Annotated in this window: 15 protein-coding genes; 10 read left to right on the plus strand and 5 right to left on the minus strand. The window is 69.4% G+C overall.

What is annotated here, in order from left to right:
- Positions 1 to 74: 74 nt before the first annotated feature.
- The 5 genes from AAEX60_RS00535 to AAEX60_RS00555 all read right to left on the minus strand — a co-directional run bounded on the left by AAEX60_RS00535 (position 75) and on the right by AAEX60_RS00555 (position 6,953).
- The gene (locus AAEX60_RS00535; protein ID WP_342100301.1) at positions 75 to 827 is read right to left on the minus strand and encodes a type 1 glutamine amidotransferase domain-containing protein; all 753 of its coding nucleotides are present in this window, start codon (positions 825 to 827) and stop codon (positions 75 to 77) included.
- A gap of 144 nt (positions 828 to 971) precedes the next feature.
- Entirely contained in the window at positions 972 to 1,817 is an 846-nt protein-coding gene (locus AAEX60_RS00540) for a hypothetical protein (protein ID WP_342100303.1), read from the minus strand.
- Positions 1,818 to 2,409: 592 nt separating this feature from the next.
- On the minus strand, positions 2,410 to 3,828 hold the full coding sequence (locus AAEX60_RS00545; RefSeq protein WP_342100304.1) for a HAMP domain-containing sensor histidine kinase: 1,419 nt from the start codon (positions 3,826 to 3,828) through the stop codon (positions 2,410 to 2,412).
- Positions 3,825 to 4,490, minus strand: a complete 666-nt coding sequence (locus AAEX60_RS00550) for a response regulator transcription factor (RefSeq protein WP_342100306.1) — start codon at positions 4,488 to 4,490, stop codon at positions 3,825 to 3,827. Before AAEX60_RS00550 ends, AAEX60_RS00545 begins: the two co-directional genes overlap by 4 nt.
- A gap of 219 nt (positions 4,491 to 4,709) precedes the next feature.
- A complete protein-coding gene (locus tag AAEX60_RS00555; protein WP_342100308.1) occupies positions 4,710 to 6,953 on the minus strand; it encodes a sensor histidine kinase in 2,244 nt (747 codons plus the stop codon).
- A 196-nt stretch (positions 6,954 to 7,149) separates the two neighbouring features.
- Between AAEX60_RS00555 and AAEX60_RS00560 the strand changes: the two genes are divergently transcribed.
- From AAEX60_RS00560 to AAEX60_RS00605, 10 genes are all read left to right on the plus strand, one after another.
- Positions 7,150 to 7,821 (plus strand): response regulator transcription factor, encoded by a 672-nt coding sequence (locus tag AAEX60_RS00560; protein WP_342100310.1) that lies wholly within the window; start codon positions 7,150 to 7,152, stop codon positions 7,819 to 7,821.
- Between the two features lie 212 nt (positions 7,822 to 8,033).
- The gene (locus AAEX60_RS00565) at positions 8,034 to 8,897 is read left to right on the plus strand and encodes an ABC transporter ATP-binding protein (protein WP_342100312.1); all 864 of its coding nucleotides are present in this window, start codon (positions 8,034 to 8,036) and stop codon (positions 8,895 to 8,897) included.
- The gene (locus AAEX60_RS00570) at positions 8,894 to 10,288 is read left to right on the plus strand and encodes an FtsX-like permease family protein (protein WP_342100314.1); all 1,395 of its coding nucleotides are present in this window, start codon (positions 8,894 to 8,896) and stop codon (positions 10,286 to 10,288) included. Before AAEX60_RS00565 ends, AAEX60_RS00570 begins: the two co-directional genes overlap by 4 nt.
- A 150-nt stretch (positions 10,289 to 10,438) precedes the next feature.
- The gene (locus AAEX60_RS00575; RefSeq protein ID WP_342100315.1) at positions 10,439 to 11,422 is read left to right on the plus strand and encodes an ABC transporter substrate-binding protein; all 984 of its coding nucleotides are present in this window, start codon (positions 10,439 to 10,441) and stop codon (positions 11,420 to 11,422) included.
- Positions 11,423 to 12,334 carry an ABC transporter permease gene (locus AAEX60_RS00580; RefSeq protein ID WP_342100316.1) on the plus strand — a complete coding sequence of 304 codons (912 nt, stop codon included), beginning with the start codon at positions 11,423 to 11,425 and terminating at the stop codon, positions 12,332 to 12,334.
- Complete coding sequence (locus tag AAEX60_RS00585; protein WP_342100317.1) at positions 12,327 to 13,115, plus strand: ABC transporter ATP-binding protein; 789 nt, start codon at positions 12,327 to 12,329, stop codon at positions 13,113 to 13,115. The genes AAEX60_RS00580 and AAEX60_RS00585 overlap by 8 nt, the downstream gene beginning before the upstream one ends.
- Before the next feature lie 82 nt (positions 13,116 to 13,197).
- Positions 13,198 to 14,562 carry a sensor histidine kinase gene (locus AAEX60_RS00590; protein ID WP_342100318.1) on the plus strand — a complete coding sequence of 455 codons (1,365 nt, stop codon included), beginning with the start codon at positions 13,198 to 13,200 and terminating at the stop codon, positions 14,560 to 14,562.
- Positions 14,562 to 15,251 carry a response regulator transcription factor gene (locus AAEX60_RS00595; protein ID WP_342100328.1) on the plus strand — a complete coding sequence of 230 codons (690 nt, stop codon included), beginning with the start codon at positions 14,562 to 14,564 and terminating at the stop codon, positions 15,249 to 15,251. The genes AAEX60_RS00590 and AAEX60_RS00595 overlap by 1 nt, the downstream gene beginning before the upstream one ends.
- Before the next feature lie 461 nt (positions 15,252 to 15,712).
- Positions 15,713 to 16,594: an ABC transporter ATP-binding protein gene (locus AAEX60_RS00600; RefSeq protein WP_342100319.1), complete on the plus strand. Its 882-nt coding sequence runs from the start codon at positions 15,713 to 15,715 to the stop codon at positions 16,592 to 16,594.
- Positions 16,591 to 17,814 (plus strand): ABC transporter permease, encoded by a 1,224-nt coding sequence (locus tag AAEX60_RS00605; RefSeq protein WP_342100321.1) that lies wholly within the window; start codon positions 16,591 to 16,593, stop codon positions 17,812 to 17,814. Before AAEX60_RS00600 ends, AAEX60_RS00605 begins: the two co-directional genes overlap by 4 nt.
- Positions 17,815 to 17,999: the final 185 nt, after the last annotated feature.

The raw sequence follows: 17,999 nt of genomic DNA on the forward strand, positions 1-17,999 counted from the left end.
GGTGCCCTGCGGGGTCGCAGTGCACTGTGGGGGCCTCGACAGGCTCGGCCATCGTGGTCACCCCGGCCGCAAGGTCACTGCTCGTCGGACTCCTTCTCCGCATCCTTCTCGGCACGGAGCTCCTCGGCGGCAGCCTCCTCCTCGGCCTTCTCCTCCCGCACCAGGGTGGTGAGGATCTTCACCACCTCCTTGGCGACGCCCGCAGCCGAGGCCGGGTTCTGGCCGGTGACCAGCAGCTCGTCGACGGCGACGCACTCCTCCCAGTCGTCGGCCTGGACCAGATTGGCGCCCTGGGCCTCCAGCTCCGAGGACAGCAGGAAGGGCATCTGATCTGCCTTGCCGATGGCGTCCTCCTCGGAATCGGTGAAGGCCGCCACCTTGCGCCCCTCCACGATGCGCAGGCCGTTGGCCAGCTCGACGTCGAGCAGCCCCGACGGGCCGTGGCAGACGGCGGAGACCACCGCACCACCGTCGGCCATCTGCTTGACCACCCGGGCCAAATGCTCATTGCCGCGGAAGTCGGCCATGGTGCCGTGGCCACCCACCAGGTAGATGGCGTCGTACTGGTCCGCCTCGACGAATTCCAGCTTGGCCGTGTTGTACAGGCCGGCCTTCACCGTCTCGTCGTTCTCGAACTCCTCGGTGATCTCGTCGTGCTCACTGTTGGGGTCCACCGGGGGCGTGCCGCCCTGGATGGAGGCGAAGTCCACCACGTGCCCGGCATCCCGGAAGACCTTCCACGGGTGCGCGGCCTCGCTGAGGGTGTAACCGGTCGGCTCGCCGGCGAGCTCGTCGGTGCTGGTCAGGACAAGGAGTACCTTCTTCATCCCCCCAGCAAAGCCAACCCGAGCCCCACTTTCCAGCTTCTTCGCGCCCGGTGAACAGGCCACGGGGCCCGGCACTCCCCCCGAGAAGAGTCGGACCCCGCAGCGGCTTGTCAGGAGCCCCACGCCCGGCGTGGGGCCGCCTGCTCAGTTCTTGCGTCGACGCAGGTAGCCCGCGCCCAGCAGGATGGCGCCGATCCCGCTACCGACCGCCCACGGGGAGACACCCTCGTCGGCGGACATCGGGGTCAGGGCCTCGGCCCGGTCGCCGGTGTGGGGCAAGACGCTGGGACGGGTCCCGGCGGGCTGGCTCGGCTCGGTGCTGGGCTCCTGCGACGGCTCGTCGCTGGGTTCGGTGCTCGGGTCCTCGGTGGGCTCCGGCTCCGCCGAATCCGACGGCTCAGGCGCTGGCGTCTCGGACGGCTCGGGCGCCGGCGTCTCCGACGGCTCGGGCGCCGGGGTCTCGGACGGCTCGGGCGCCGGCGTCTCCGACGGCTCGGGCGCCGGGCTCTCGCACTTCTCCCCGGTCAGGATCTTGCTGTCGACGACGATGTCATAGTCCTCGCCGGGCTCCAGGGTGTCGCCCAGGCTGTCCAGCTTCTCCTGGGTGCCGCGGTAGACGTCGGTCTGCACCACCCGGCCGCACGGGATCTGGCTCCCCACGGGGATCCTGGTCTGGGTGTAGGGCCAGGGATTCTTGGGATCGGCACCCTCGGGCAGGATCCACCACATCTCCACCGTGACCAGCCCGTCCTTGGCGGGAGCCGACGAGGTGGCGGGGCCCTTGCTGGGCTCGGCGCTGGCGCTGGTCACCGGCGCCGACGGGGTGGCCTCGGCGTCGCTGGCGCTTGACCGGGCCGGGGTGGGTGGGGCCGGGGTGGGCGTGGGCTCGTCGGCCAGAGCGGTACCCGCTCCGAACCAGCTACCGGAGGCCACCGCCAGCGCCCCGAGACAGGCCACCGAACGGACACAGAGATTACGGGAACGCGACATCACAGTCCTTCCAGACAGGCGTGAATTGCCGCGCTCCCCCGAACGCGGGACATCAATTCACCGCACTGAACACCCGGCCAATTCCCGTCGTCCCCGACGACACTCCTGGAAACCTTGCGGGCAACGCTTCCCATCATTGCCCAGGTTTTGACTTTCCGCCAGCATTTCAACAAAGCCCTCTGACTAGGCTCTATACAGCGATTCACCTTGTCAGACAATTACTGATGACCGGCTTAATGGAGCAGTCATATGACGGTCATACGACTAATTCCATTGATCCCATCGGGCGGGCAACCAGCAGAGCACAGCACCCAGAAATATGCCGAATGACATTGATATTCTGTGTCGCAGCAGCGCCCCTCCCGCACTAATGAATATTCGCCCGAGCAGGGGCGTGATGCGGCGGGATCACCGGGCAGCGTGACGCCCCCGTCGCAGCGCAGCAACAGGGGCGTCACCAAGACCGCGGGCACAAGGGAAAGGAGCACGCATGACCTTGGGAAAGGGGTCAAAGCCGTGGGGTGCCCGACGGACTCGTCGGGAACACTAGTACACCGGGCCCGAGCCCACCAACGGGGCTGCCAGAGGACTCTCAGGCGGTCGCTTCCTGGCGTCGGTTGACCGGCGCGGAGGCCTTGCGGGCAAGGGGAAGCGAGACCTCGAAGCAGGCGCCCGGTTGCCGCGGCTCGCCGTCCTCGTGGGGCGGAAGGCCGGCCGCGTCGGCGACGTAGACCACCTCACCGCCGTGCGCCCGGGCATAACCCCGGGCAATCGGCAGGCCCAGGCCCGATCCCTTGGTGGTCGTCGCGGTGCTGGACAACCGGACCAGCCGGTCGAAGACCCGCTCCCGGTCCTCCTCCGGAATACCCGGGCCGGAGTCCACCACCCGCAGCACCGCCATCTCCGTGCCATTGCGCTGGCCGGTTCCCAGATCAATCACAATCCAGCCCTCGGGCCCCGCGGCCCGGGCGGCATTGTCCACCAGATTGCGCAGCACACTGGTCATGGCCTGCCGGTCCGCGCGCACCAGCTGGTTGGCGCCCTGCACCAGCACCTCCAGCTTGGGGTGCACCAGGGACATCCGTCGCTGCTCGGCCAGGGCCAGATCCCCCAGGTCAAGCACTTCCAGGCTCAGGCGGGGGCCGGCGTCCACCCGGGCCGCCTCCAGCAGGCTGTTCACCAAGTGCCCGCCGCGGTTGGCCTCCCGGCCCAGCAGGAAGGCCAGTTGCTCCCGCTCCTCGGTGGCGTCCTCCGGGAGCTGGATCAGGGACTCGGCGGCCGCCTGGATCCCGGCCATTGGCGTCTTGAGCTCATGGGCGGCATCGGAGAGGAAGCCCTGCATCTGTTCGGTGGAGGCCCGGGCCTGCGCCTCCGCGGCCCGCGCCCGGATCTCGGCACCCTCCAGCTCATCCAGCATGCCGTCGATGGCGGCCGCGGTCCGGCCCACCTCGGAGGTCTCGTGCGGGGCGGCCATCCGGATGCCGCGCTCGCCCTCCTTGATCCGGTTCGCCCGGTCCGCCATCACCTCGAGCGGCTTCAACGCGACGTCGGTGATCACGACGGTCAACAGGCTGGCGCCGACAATCCCGAGCACCCCCACCAGCAGCAGCGAGGCGTCCAGGGAGCGTCGGGCGCCCACGACGGAATCCGTGGACTCCCAGACGGTCACCTCCACGCCGCGCAGCGACCCGTGGGCGTTCAGGGGGAAGTCGGTGACGTAGCGGGTCCGCTCCGGCGGCCGGGGATCACCGACGATCTTCCCATCGGCGGTCCGCACCACGGCGTGCATGTTGCCCCGAGCCAGGTGCTCCACCAGCTCCTCGGGGGTGATGGGTTCCTGCGCCAGCGTCTGGGCATGCTCTGCCGCGGCGTTGAGGCGCGTTTCCATGTCATTGATCTGCCGGTTCATGAAGACCGCGTCGGTGACCACACCGACGCCCAGCATGGTGAGCACCAGCACCACGAACATGGCTGCCAGCACTCGCGCCCGAATGGAGCGTCGACCGATCACGTAGTGCCCAGCCGGTACCCACGTCCGCGCACGGTGTGGATCACGCGCGGGCCATGGGCCTCGAGCCGGCGGCGCAGGCTGGAGATGTGGACCTCGACAATGTTCTCGTCGTAGCCGTCATATCCCCAGACCGCGGTCAAGAGCTGGGTCTTGGACACCACGCGCTCGGGGTGCTTGGCCAGCTGGCTCAACAGCCGTCGTTCCGTCTCGGTCAGGTCAATGGTGGTGCCACCGCGGGTGACGATGGCGGCATCGTCGGCGACGGTCAGGTCACCGACCGTCACGCTGCTGCCCAATGCACCAGTGCGACGCAGGATGGCCTCCACCCGCGCCATCAGTTCGACCATGGCGAATGGCTTGGCCAGATAGTCGTCCGCGCCCTGACTGAGGCCGCGGATCCGGTCGGTCATCTCGTCACGCGCGGTCAGCATCATCACTCCGGCGCGGGAGAGCTTGCGCACCACGCCGAGCAGTTCAAAGCCGTCCCGCCCCCCGGGAAGCATGACGTCGAGGATGACCAGATCGGGCTGGTTGGCGGTGATGGCCCGCTCCAGCTCTGTCCCATCTGGCAAGGCCTGTGCCTGGTGACCCTGCGAGCGCAGGGCAGACACGACCGAGGCCCGGATGACCTCGGAGTCCTCAACAATCAATACCTTGCTCACGCTGACATTCTGCACGCTCGTACAGCTTTCTGCGAGCCCGTCCACCACTCTGCATAATTCACCACCAAACAAAACGGCCGGGGTTCGCGGCGGGGCAAACATTCCTTGCAGACAAGGACAGCGGGGCCGCCCAGGCTGGGCCGGAGTCCGTACGGTCACCCGCCCCAGTCGTTCACCCAGAATTTCACCGGAATTGGACCAGCCGCTGGCCGAAGGCGGTCAGTCCAGCGGCAGCTCGGCCGCCAGTCGCCAACCCCCGGAGTCGGGCCCGGCCTGCAGCCGGCCACCCAGCAGATGCACCCGGTCGGTCAACCCCTGCAGACCCCGGCCCAGCGAGAGGTGGGCCAGCCGGGAGTTTTGCCGGGACGTGGGGTTGGTCATCTCCAGCCGCAAGTGGTCCCCCTCCCGCAGGCAGGCCAGCCGGACCTGGCAGCCGTCGGGGGCGTGCCGCAGCGCATTGGTGGTGCCCTCCTGGACGAAGCGCACCATGGTGTGCCGCTGGGCCTGTGGCAGGTCGTCCAGGTCCGGCGCCAGCTGGACGCTGACCGGGTGCCCGGCGGCCTCCAGCTCCTCCACCAGCTGCGGGATCCGCAGGCCGGGCGGCAGATCCTCGACGGCCTCGCCGGTGCGCATCACCCGGCCCAGGCTGGCCAGCTCCACCTCGGCCCGCGCGGTGGCGGTGCGCACCCGCTCCAGCACCACGTCCAGCTCCGCGGCATCCCGGCTGTGCCGGTGGCCCATGATCTGCAGGGTCACGATGGAGAGCTGGTGGGCCACCACGTCGTGCAGTTCCCGGGCCAGGCCGGAGCGGACCTCGTTCTCCACCCGCCGACAACGGGCCAGCAGACGGCTGGTCAGCAGCCGCTCCCGCTCGATGGTCAGCCAGTCACTGCGGATGGCCAGGGCCAGCAGCCAGAAGAGCAGCAGGACGGTCACGTTGTCCAGGAGCCTGGACGGCTGGGGATGCACCATGAGGGCCAGCCCCAGCCAGCAGCCGATCGCAGTCCACAGGATGCGCTGCACCCCAGCGCTGTCCCGGCAGTAGTAGAGCGGCAGGGCACCAACCAGCACCAGCCCGTCGATCCCGGTGTCGGAACCCAGCGTCCAACATCCGGCCAGCAGCGCCAGCGGAAGGCCCCAACGACGGCTGACCAACAGGGCAAGCAGGGCGACGTTGACCAGGATCGGGCCCCATCCCGGACGGGAATTGTCCAGCAGTGCCACCAGGAGCAAGCCGCCGAGCAGGATCCGAGCGACGAGGGCCAGGGGAATCCGCCGCCTGGCCCGTGGCCGGGCCGCGGACAGCGGGAGGGTAACCCGGACCAAGGACCCGTCCGGGGCCAGTCCGGCACTGCTCCGCTCACGGCTGAGACTGCCGCCCAGCAGCCGGACCCGGACATCCAGCGCCCGGGAGCCGACGGCCACGCGGTCGGTCAGCTCCACGCTCAACGTCACGTGGTCCTCGCCCAGCTGGATCTCCGCCCGGGCACGGGCGGGCTCCCGGGTGCTGCGCAGCAGCGGTACCGCCACCTCCCGTAGGGCGTGGGACAGCGCCTCCTGGGTGCTCGACGGCAGCTCGGCCAGCCCCGTGGGGGCGGTGACGGTCACCCCCAGGGGCTCCAGCCGGTCATTCACCGCGTCCAGCGTGTTGCGCAGGTTGGTGGCCGGTACCAGCTCGGCGACGGCCTGCCGCGCCGGATCCGGGCTCTGGTCAGTGAGCACCGCCATCACCAGCCGGAGCTCGGCCAGAGCGACCCGGGCACCGTCGTCCAGCCGCTCCAGGACCGCCAGCCGGGACTCCACATCGGGAGTGGGGCTGGCCAGCAGGCTCCGCATCCGGGCCAATCGATCGGTCAGGGTGCGCTGCAGTTCGTCCGCCAACCGGGAGCGCTCCCGCTGCCGGGTCTGGGAGAGTTCGCTCTGCAAGCGCCGACGCTGGCTGCCTTCCCGGGCGACCTGCTCCAGGCGGCGGCGCTGGACCAGCACCACCAAGCCCAACAGCCCCAGCAAGAACAGGCTGAGCAGGAGATGGAGCCAGTCGACCCGTCCCCCGTTGTTGATCAGGACCCATGCCTCGAAGGCTGCCACGACGCCCGCGGCCTCCCGCCAGGCACTGCGGGCACCCGCCCGGGGAAGCCGGACCAGGGCCCAGCCGATCAGGATGTCCGGCTGCCAGCCAACGAAACCCCGAGCCGGATCGTCAAGCAACAGCATCACCATCAGGGCAGGAGTGCTCCAGGCCGGACGGAAGAGCAGCAGCGCCACCGTCAGCACGCCCACGGCATAGCCTCCGGGGTTACGCCCGTCGTCTGGGGAGGAGCCCGAGAAGGCCCAGGAGCGCATCGTCCACGCCAGCAACAACAGCAACCCCAGCCGCAGCAGCACACCCCGCCGCCCCTGCCAGATCCTCATGGTGGGCAATGGGGCGACGGCCGTGGGGGTGGCTACGTCGGCGGTGCGCATTGCCCGACATTCTTGCTCGCCAACGGGCCGTGCGCGGTGACGTCCAGATGAACAGTCGCATGGTCACCCACCTGCTCACACAACAAGTGCGGCAGGTCATCTGTCCAAGGGGCCTGAGAGTGGCTTGGACAACTGACCTGCCGCATTTGTTGTGGCGGCCAGTGGCCAGACCCCTGCTGCGTGCTTGGATCGGGGCATGGCGATGGCACGCAGGCTGATGGTGAGTGACGACGATGAGCTGGTCCGGGAGGCCTACCGCTCGTTCTTCGCCAACCGTCGGGACTTCGAGATCGTGGCCGAGGCCGCGGACGGGGTACGGGCCGTCGAGGCCTACGCCGCCACCCAACCCGACGTGGTGCTGATGGACCTGCAGATGCCCCGGATGAATGGGGTGCAGGCCACCGCGGAGATCAGCCGGCAGTGGCCCGACGCGTGCATCGTGATGTTGACCACCTTTGGTTCCCGGGAGCACATCGTGCCCGCGCTGCGTGCCGGGGCGGCCGGCTACCTGCTGAAGGACTCCGGCCCCGAGGCGCTGGTCAACGGGATCAACCAGGCCCTGGCCGGGGAGATGCCGCTGGCCGCCAGCGTCCGCCGGGAGCTGGTGCGTTCCCTGACCGACGACGACACCGGCCGCACCGACCCCGCGGTGCAGCTCAGCCCCCGGGAACTGGAGCTGCTGGGCTGGCTGGCGCACGGCCTGGGCAATGCGGAGATCGCCAACAAGATGTTCCTGTCCGAGAGCTCGGTCAAACAGCAGTTGGCCGGGATCGGGCAGAAGCTGGGGGCCAGCTCCCGCACCCAGATCCTGGTCCGGGCCATCCAGCTGGGGTTGACCGACCCCCGGCGGCTGCCTCCGCTGGAGTGACCCTTCGGCCAGCTCGGTGACCGTGGGCGCGACCGGCGGATCGTGAGCCGGGCTGGCGGTGGGAGCCTGCCGCCGGTGCCCGTTCGGACACAATCCATGACCCGTGCCTCCCACGGGCTGGCCTTTCGGACACCTTCGGGTGGAATGGCTGTCCACCAGGACATCCGGCTTGGTTGGGTCGACGTCGAGAGACCAGACGAAAGGCCCCCGCAATGACGTCCATCCCGACCCGCCCCCAAGCGCCGGACCGGAACCCCGCCCCCACCGTCGCCAACAGTGCCAGCCGGGGCTGGCAGCCGACGAGCCCCGCCCCCATCCGCTCCGCGGGAGGGGGCTCGGCCACCCTGATCGGCGCCGAGGACATCACCAAGAGCTATACCGCCGGCAAGCGCCAGGTGGAGATCCTGCACGGGATCAGCATGGGCGTCTCCGACGGGGAGATGGTGGCCGTGATGGGTCCGTCGGGCTCCGGCAAGTCCACCCTGCTCTACTGCCTGGCCGGGTTGGAGCTGCCCACCACCGGCGTCGCCACCCTGGCCGGGCAGCCCACCCACAAGCTGGGCCGGGGCGCGTTGGCCAAGCTGCGCCGCACCGACGTCGGCTTCGTCTTCCAGTCCTACAACTTGGTGCCCACCCTGACCGCCTGGCAGAACGTCGAACTCCCCTACCGGCTGGCACACCGCACGGTGCCCGACGGGCTGATCGACCAGACCCTGGAGATGGTGGGCCTGGGCGGGATGGGCAAGCAGCGGCCCACCTCCATGTCCGGCGGCGAGCAGCAGCGGGTCGCCCTGGCCCGGGTACTGGCCCAGCAGCCGCGGATCGTCTTTGCCGACGAGCCCACCGGCGCCCTGGACACCACCACCGGTGTGATCGTGCTGGACGAACTGGTCCGGATTGCCCACGGCGAGGGGCGGTGCGTGCTGACCGTCACCCATGACCCGGGCGTCGCGGCCCGCTGTGACCGGGTGCTCTTCCTGCGCGACGGGCTGCTGGTCACCCAGCTGACCGCCCCGACCCAGGACCAGGTGATGGCCACCATGGCCGAGCTCTCCCGCACGGCGGTGTCGGCATGAGGCTGCTGCTGGCGGAACTGCGCGACTCCTGGCGGGCCTGGGCCGGGGTCAGCCTGACCATGCTGGTCACCACCTTCTGCATCACCCTGTCCGCCCTGGTCACCGCCAATGCCGCCACCCTGAAGGCCCAGTACCGGCTGGACGAGATGGAGGCCATGGCCTACCTGATGACCGGCGGGGTGAACCTGGTGATCTGCTGTCTGGTGGGGATGGCGACGATCGGCGCCGCCGTCGGCCTGGTGGTGAACTCCCGCCGGGGATCGATCGCCCGGCTGGCCCTGGCCGGCGCCACCCCGGGCCAGCTGGTGGGCAACCTGCTGGGTCAGCTCTCACTGGTGGTGCTGCTCTGCTCCCTGCTGGGCTCGCTGGGCGCCATGGCCGCCTACGGCCCCACCGTCCGTGCGGTGGAGAAGGACCGCGGCAGCCCCTTCCCGCTGTTGCCGGCGGACCTCGGGGCGCTGGGCTGGGCCACCCTGCTGTGCGTCGCGGTGGCGGTGCTGGGCGGTCTGCGCCAGGCCCGCCGGGCCAGCATCATCCCGCCGGTGGAGGCGCTGCGCCAGGCGCAGGGCGGCACCCGGGAAAGCCGGGGAATCGTGCGCTGGATCCTGTTCGTGCTGCTGCTGGTGACCATCGTCGGCGCATGGCAGGGCAGCATCGGGGCGCTGCGGGCCAATCCCGAGGAGGCCAAGCAGTTCGTGCTGCAGGTGCCGGTGCTGATCCTGCCGTTGACCGGGATGCTCTTCGTCGCCGGCCGGGACCTGTTCATGAATGGCCTGACCCGGCTGTGGACGGCCCTGCTGCCCGGCCGCAGCGCCACCTGGCACCTGGCCCGGCACACCGCCCTGGGCAAGGGCGAACGGTTGGCCAAGTCGATCATTCCCGCGATGTTCACCATCGGCCTGACCATCGGGATGGTGGCGGTGGGAGCCAGCATGAATGCCAGCCTGCGCGCGTCGGCGGCCGGTTTCGAGCTGGACAACAGCGGCATCAGCACCATCCTGGTCACCATGGGCTTGCCGCTGGCGGTGGCCCTGTCCGGATCGGTGGCGACGCTGGTGATGATGAGCTCGCAGCGTGAGGCGGAGCTGGCCTTGGACGGGATCATCGGCGCCACCCCCACCCAGCAGGCGTCGGTGCCGATGCTGGAGGGGCTGATCATCTCGGTCACCGCGCTGGTCCTGGCCACCCTGATGACCGGCGCGAGCCTGCTCTACATGGCCCAGGCCTACCCGCTGGTCTTCCCGACCTTCGTGCTGGAGATCCCGTGGGCCTCCCTGACCGGGGTGCTGGCGGTGACGACGGCGGTGATCGTGGCCGCCATCACGGTGCCGATCCTCGGCTCGCTGCGGGTCCCGCCGAACCGGGTGGTGGCCCGGCTGGTGGCCGAGTAGCCAGTGGGTCGCCTGTCCTGAGGAACTTTGAGTAGCGAAGTCACCACCAAAAGTTCCACAGGACAGGCGTCCAGTTCCCTCAGCGGTGAGACGCCTCCCAGAGGGCAGCCCGCTCGGCTAGCTTCGTGCCACCCGTCGGAAGGACTCACCGTGAAGCGCTCACCCCTGACCGCCCTGGCCACCGTGGTGGCCGCCGCCAGCCTGGCCCTGACCGGCTGTTCGTCGAAGTCGTCGGACACCGCCAAGACCACCGAGAAGAGCGAGTACCGGGTGGGGATCACCCAGATCGTCGCCCACCCCTCGCTGGATGCCTCCAAGGCGGGCTTCAAGAAGGCCCTGGCCGACGCCGGGCTGAAGGTCACCTACGACGAGCAGAACGCCCAGGGAGACCAAGCCACGGCCACCAGCATCGCCACCAAGTTCAACGACGCCAAGCTGGATCTTGTGCTGGCCATTGCCACCCCGACGGCGCAGGCCTCCGCCCAGGCCATCACCAAGACCCCGATCCTGTTCACCGCGGTCACCGACCCGGTCCAGGCCCAGCTGGTCAAGAGCATGGACAAGCCGGGCAGCAACATCACCGGCACCTCGGACATGAATCCCGTCGCGGAACAGATCGCGCTGATCAAGCAGGTCAAGCCGTCCGCCAAGAGCGTCGGCATCCTGTACTCGTCGGGCGAGGTGAACTCGGAGGTGCAGGTCAAGGCCGCCAAGGAGGCCGCCGCCAAGGAGGGGCTGAGCGTGGTGGAGAAGACCATCACCAACACCTCGGAGGTGCAGCAGGCCGCGCAGTCCCTGAATGCCGACGCTTGGTACCTTCCCACGGACAACAATGTGATCTCCGGGCTGGACTCGGTGCTGGCCACCGCGGAGCAGAAGAAGATCCCGGTGATCGCCGGTGAGGGCGACTCGGTGAAGAAGGGCGCCCTGATCACCTACGGCATCGACTACACCAAGCTGGGCCAGCAGACCGGTGAGATGGCGGTGAAGATCCTCAAGGAGGGCAAGGATCCGGCCGAGATGGCGGTGGAGACCCAGAACGATCCCAAGCTGATGGTCAACCAGACCACCGCCCAGAAGATCGGGATCACCATCCCGGCGGATCTCCAGGCCAAGGCGGAGGTTGTCAAGTAGATGCTGGCCGCTCTTGACCTTGGCCTGATCTACGGGCTGATGGCCCTGGGGGTGTACCTCACCTTCCGGGTGCTCGACTTTCCCGACCTGACCGTCGACGGGTCCTTCACGACGGGTGCCGCGGTGGCGGCCTCCGGCATCATCGCCGGGCAGCCGCCGCTGCTGGCCACCCTGCTGGGCGGGGTGGCCGGCTGTCTGGCGGGCCTGGTCACCGGCGTGCTGCACACCAAGGGGAGGATCAACCCGCTGCTGGCCGGCATCCTCACCCAGATTGCGCTCTACTCCATCAACCTGCGGATCATGGGCAAGGCGAACCTGCCGCTGCTGCGCTCCGACACCCTGCTGTCCGGGCTGCGCGACGAGGACCTGTTCGGCACCTGGGTCTCGGTGGGCATCTTCGGGGTGATGGCGCTGCTGGTCATGGTGCTGCTGGACTGGTTCCTGAACACGGACCTGGGTCTGGCGCTGCAGGCCACCGGGGACAACGAGCGGATGATCCGAGCCCAGGGCGTCTCCACCGACTTCACCAAGATCCTGGGCCTGGCGCTCAGCAATGGTCTGGTGGGCCTGTCGGGCGCGCTGATCGCGCAGTACCAGGGCTTCGCCGACATCGGGATGGGCATCGGCCTGATCGTGGCCGGGCTGGCGTCGGTGATCATCGGGCAGGCGCTGGTGACCAGCCGCCGCTTCGTCTTTGCCACCTTCGCGGTGCTGCTGGGCTCGGTGGTCTACCGGGAGGTGATCCAGCTGGCGCTGCAGGTGGGCTTCAACCCCAATGACATGAAGCTGATCTCCGCCCTGCTGGTGATCGCGGCGCTGCTGCTGCCCCGGATGGCCATCATGCGGCGCTGGCGGGCTCGTCGTCGGGCCCGGCTGATGGCGGCCGCGGAGAAGGGAGAGGTTCGTGCTTGAGGTCCGTGGCCTGCGCAAGGTCTTCTTCCCCGACACTCCCAATGAGAAGGTCGCCCTCAATGACCTCAGCCTGACCCTGGCAGAGGGCGACTTCGTCACCATCATCGGCAGCAATGGCGCCGGCAAGTCCACGCTGCTGAACCTGGTGGCGGGCGAGTTCCGGCCCGAGTCCGGCTCCATCTGGATTGACGGCACCGACGTCACCAGGCTGCCCGCCCACAAGGTGGCCAACTATGTCGGCCGGGTCTTCCAGGACCCGATGGCCGGCACCACCCCCAATGGCACCATCGAACAGAACCTGGCGATGGCGCTGGCCCGGGGCAGGCGTCGGGGCCTGCGCACCGGTGTCACCAATGCCAAGCGGGAACTCTTCCGGCAGGAGCTGACGGCGCTGGAGCTGGGCCTGGAGGACCGGCTGAAGACCGACACCGGCTTCCTGTCCGGCGGGCAGCGGCAGGCCCTCAGCCTGCTGATGGCCACCTTCAGCCACCCCAAGATCCTGCTGCTGGACGAACACACCGCCGCGCTGGACCCGGCCCGGGCGGAGCTGGTGACCCGGCTCACCCGGGATGCCGTCGCCCGGTACAACCTGACCACGCTGATGGTGACCCACAACATGCGCCAGGCGCTGGAGCTGGGCAACCGGCTGGTGATGATGCACGAGGGCCGGATCATCTACGAGCTGGCCGGCGAGGAGAAGAAGCAGGCCACCGTGGAGCAGCTGCTGAGGCAGTTCGAGAAGATCAAGGGTGACCTCTCCGACCGGACGCTGCTGGCCTGAAGCTTCCGACGGACCGGCTGGTGCGGCCGCCTCCCCCGTGCGACGGAGGTGGCCGCACCGCCTTCTGGCTAGGCTGCGGGACATGAGTTGGCTGGACTGGTTCGGTGGCGACGACGCCTGGCAGCGCCCGCGGCAACCGGTGACCCGCGGCGACGTGTGGCTGCCCGTCGGCATCTTCCTGATGAGTGCCCTCACCCTGGAGTTGGCCCGCTCGTATGCGGATTTCACCGGCGCCCAGCGGCCCTGGGTGCAGTACCTGGCCCTGGCCAGCGTCAGCCTGCTGTTGGTCTGGCGCCGTCGATTCCCGCTGGCGGTCTTCGGGCTGGCGGCCGTGCACTTCTTCGTCGTGACCACCTGGGTGGGCGAAGTGGGCTACACCATGCCCTACCAACTGGTCTTCTTCTTCACCATCTACTCCGCGGTGGCCTGGGCCCCGGACCGGCGCGCCACCGCCCTGGCGATGGCAGGGCTGACGGTGGGCTTCTTCTTCTGGCTGGCCTGGGACTTTGCCCTGGGTCAGTCGATCGAGAACTTCCGGGAGAACACCAGACAGATCGACGCCCACGGCCTGTTGGCGCCGATCCCCGCCTGGATCCTGATGACGGCCCTGCTGAACGTGCTCTACATCTGTGGGGCGATGGCGATGGGTCAGTCCGCCTGGCGGCAGGCCCGGGACCGTGCCCTGCTGGCCGAGCAGGCCAGCACGATTTCCGCGCAGGCCGCCGAGCTGCGGGACCAGGCCGTCGTCGACGAGCGGCTGCGGATTGCCCGGGAACTGCACGACGTGGTGGCCCATCACGTCTCGGTGATGGGGATCCAGGCCGCCGGGGCCCGACGGCTGCTGCAGCGCGACCCGGACACCGCCGCCGAGGCCCTGGCCGGAGTCGAGGAGTCCTCCCGGCAGGCGGTGACCCAGATGCGCGGCCTGCTGGGGGCGCTGCGCGGCGCCGACCAGGCGAACCACCCCACGCATGAACCCCCGGAACGCGGACCGCAGCCCACGCTGGCGGACCTGCCCGAGCTCTACCGGGAGTTCGAGGCCGCCGGCCTGCGGGTGGAGCACAGCCTGGTGGAGCAACCGGCCTCAAGCGCCGAAGCCCTTCCCCTGCCGGTGCAGCTCTCCCTCTACCGCACGGTGCAGGAGGCGCTGACCAATGTCGCCCGGCACTCCACCGCCTGCACCGCGTCGGTGACCGTGCGGGTTCAGGCCAAGGGCCCGGCCGGTTGGGCCGAGGTGGAGATCCTGGACGAAGGCCGGCCCCGCACCGGCACGTCGGGCAGCGGCCTGGGCCTGCTGGGGATGCGGGAGCGGGTCACCTCCCACGGCGGCAGCTCGGAGATCGGGCCCCGGGTGACCGGCGGCTACCGGGTCCGGGTCCGCCTGCCCCTGGGCACCACTCCCAGCACCTCCCCCACCCGGACCCCGACGAGCGGAGCCACCCGATGATCACCGTCCTGCTGGCCGACGACCAGGCGCTGGTGCGCAGCGGCTTCCAGATGATCCTGTCCGTGGAGGAGGACATCCAGGTGGTGGGCGGCGCCGCCAATGGACAACAGGCGGTTGACCTGGCCCGCCAGCTCCGGCCCGACATCATCCTGATGGACGTGCAGATGCCGGTGCTGGACGGGATTGCCGCCACCCGTCAGATCGTCGCCGAGGAGCTCTCCCGGGTGGTGATCCTGACCACCTTTGACCGCGACGACTACCTGTTCGACGCCCTGGAGGCCGGCGCGGCCGGTTTCCTGCTGAAGAATGCGGAGCCGGAGCGGCTGGTGGACGCCATCCGGGTGGTGGCCAATGGGCAGGCGCTGTTGGCCCCGGACGTCACCACTCGGGTGATCCGACGGATGGTTGGCCGGGAGCAGGACGCCACCGTGGCCGCTCCGGCCGTCGAGGCGCCGGCCCCCACGGCGACGGGTGGGGTCGAGCTCCCCCATGGGGTGGAGCTGACCGCCCGGGAGACCGAGGTGCTCCGTCTGGTGGCCGAGGGCTACAGCAACCATGAGGTGGCCCAGGAGCTGTTCGTCGGGGAGGCGACGGTGAAGACCCACGTCTCCAATCTGCTGGCGAAGCTGGGCGTGCGGGACCGGGTGCAGGCCGTCGTCTGGGCCCACCGCGCCGGCATCACCCGCTGAGCCCCGCACATGCCCGGTTTGGAGCCGCGAAACCTGCGCTCCATGAGGGAATCTGGCCCCGGCGTGGAGTGAGGTTGATTGGGCAACCGCGATTGCCCAATGCCGTGGAGTCAGGTGACCGTCCTCCTGTCCCGGATCCCGATCTCGGCTGAGGCAATTGCGCGCACCGGGTGCAGGTCCTCTTCTGGACCCACGGGGCACGACCCTGCGAGGGTTGCCCATCACGATCGTCATGGCTCCTCCTCCCAGCCGGGAGCATGGCTGGGGCGTCCCCCACCGGCCGCTGATGCGCAACTCTCGCAGGGGTGACCCCTTCGGAGGGGGGAGTCGGAAGTTCAGCCCCGCGACGGAGGTGCCCCGGCCCCGCCCCTGAAAGGCTGGTGTCACAAGCCCGGACAGCGCCTGACCAGGAGTCACCACCAGGCGTCACCAACCGGGGCGGCACAGACCAGGAGGCAGCCATGCTGGACGTCCAGCACCTCACCCGACGTTATGGCGACAACATCGCCGTGGACGACGTGTCCTTCAGCGTCGGGCAGGGGCAGATGATCGGATTCGTCGGCGGCAATGGCGCCGGCAAGACCACCACCATGCGGATGATGATGGGCCTGTTGGCCCCCGACGCCGGTCAGGTGCAGTGGCAGGGCCGGCCGGTCACCTTCGCGGACCGCTCGCGCTTTGGCTACATGCCGGAGGAGCGCGGCCTCTACCCCAAGCAGCCGATCCTGGACCAGCTGGTCTACCTGGCCCGGCTGAAGGGGATGGGCGCCGCCGCGGCCCGGCAGGAGGCCACCGAGACCCTGGAGCGCTTCGGCCTGGGCGGCCGGCTCAAGGACAAGCTGGAGAAGCTCAGTCTGGGCAACCAGCAGCGGGTGCAGATCGCGGCCGCAGTGATGGCCGATCCCACCGCCCTGGTGTTGGACGAGCCGTTCAGTGGCCTTGACCCGGCGGCGATCGACCAGATGGCCGACCTGCTGCGGGACCGCGCCTCCGACGGCATCCCGGTGCTGTTCAGCAGCCACCAGCTGGATCTGATTGACCGGCTGTGCGACGGGCTGGTGATCCTGGCCAAGGGCCGGGTGGTGGCCCAGGGCTCCAAGGATGAGCTGGAATCCCGCGGCCGGGTGCGCCACCGCCTGGTGACCAGCGTCGACGCCGGCTGGGTGCGGGACATGCGCGGCGTGCAGACCGACGACGTCGACGGCTGCTCCGCCCTGCTGGAGTTCACCGAACCGGGCGCCGAACGGGCCGTGCTGACCGAGGCCCTGCGCCGCGGTGAGGTCTACGAGCTCACCCGGATCCGTCCCACCCTGTCCGAGATCTACCGGGAGGTTGCAGCATGAGCACCACCGTCAATCCCGTCGCCAACCGCACCCCGCAGCCCGCCGAGGGGCGGCAGGCCGCGTGGCTCACCGTGATGACCCGGGAGATCCTGGTCAAGGTGACCGACAAGTCCTACATCATCGGCACCCTGGTCACCCTGGCCCTGGTGCTGGGCTCCGTCGCGGCGTCGGCCTACTTCGGCAGCCGGCCGGAGCACCACCAGCTGGCCGTGGTCAGCGCCCCGGCCGAGCAGCTGGCCGGGCAGCTGGACGCGCTGGCCAAGGCCGACGACGAGAAGAATTCCGTCGAGGTGAAGAAGGTGCCCGACGCGGCGGCCGCCGAGCAGCTGGTCCGCGATGGGGAGGCCGATGCCTTCCTGCAGCCCAAGGGCAAGGGCTGGGAGCTGACCTTCAAGAACTCCCCCGACGACGACGTGATGACCCTGGTGCAGCAGGGGGTGAGTGGTCAGGTGATGACGGCCACCGCGGCCAAGGCGGGCACCAGCATGCCGGAGATCACCGCGGCCACCACCGTCGGCACGGCACAGCTGGAGGGTGACTCGGAGCGGGCATCGGCCGGCAAGGTGATGGGCTTCATCTTCGCGGTCCTGTTCATGATGTCCGCCATGACCTATGGCATGCAGATTGCCCAGTCGGTGATCGAGGAGAAGCAGAGCCGGATCGTGGAGATCCTGGTGGCGGCCATCCCGGTGCGGCACCTGCTGGCCGGCAAGGTGCTGGGCAATACCGTGATGGCGCTGGTGCAGATGGCGCTGCTGGTGGGCACCGGTCTGGTGGGGATCAGCTTCATCCCGGAGGCGAGCGGCTTCCTGCCCGCCCTGACCATGGCGGTGGGCTGGTACCTGCTGCTCTTCCTGGCCAGCTTCCTGGCCCTGGCCTGTGTCTGGGCCGCGGCCGGTGCGATGGGCACCCGGAATGAAGACCTGCAGCACACCAGCCAGCCGCTGATCTACCTGCTGATGGGCTGCTACATGGCCGGCTTCCTGGCGACGGGCACCTGGAAGGTGGTGCTCAGCTATGTGCCGGTGGTCTCCGGAACGCTGATGCCGGCCCGGATCATCGAGGGCTCCGCCCAGTGGTGGGACGGGCTGATCGCCCTGGTGCTGAACCTGATCTTCGCCGGGATCACCGTCGTGGTCGGCGAGCGGATCTACCGTCGGGCCCTGCTGCAGACCCAGGGCCGGATCGGCTACCGGGAGGCCTTCAAGCTCAAGGGCTGATCGGCCCACTCCGCCAGGCCGCCGGCACCAGAGGGCTGCGCCACACACTGCATCCTGAAGACGACCCAGTGCCCTGGTGACAATGGGTCCGAATCAGGATGCGGTTTGTGGCGCAAACCTGTCGGGCCCGGGGGCGCTGAGGAGCACGGCAGCCCTGTGCCGGCCCCGGAAGCGGTGGGATCGTG

Source organism: Luteococcus sp. H101 (assembly GCF_038433155.1).
Lineage (GTDB): Bacteria > Actinomycetota > Actinomycetes > Propionibacteriales > Propionibacteriaceae > Luteococcus.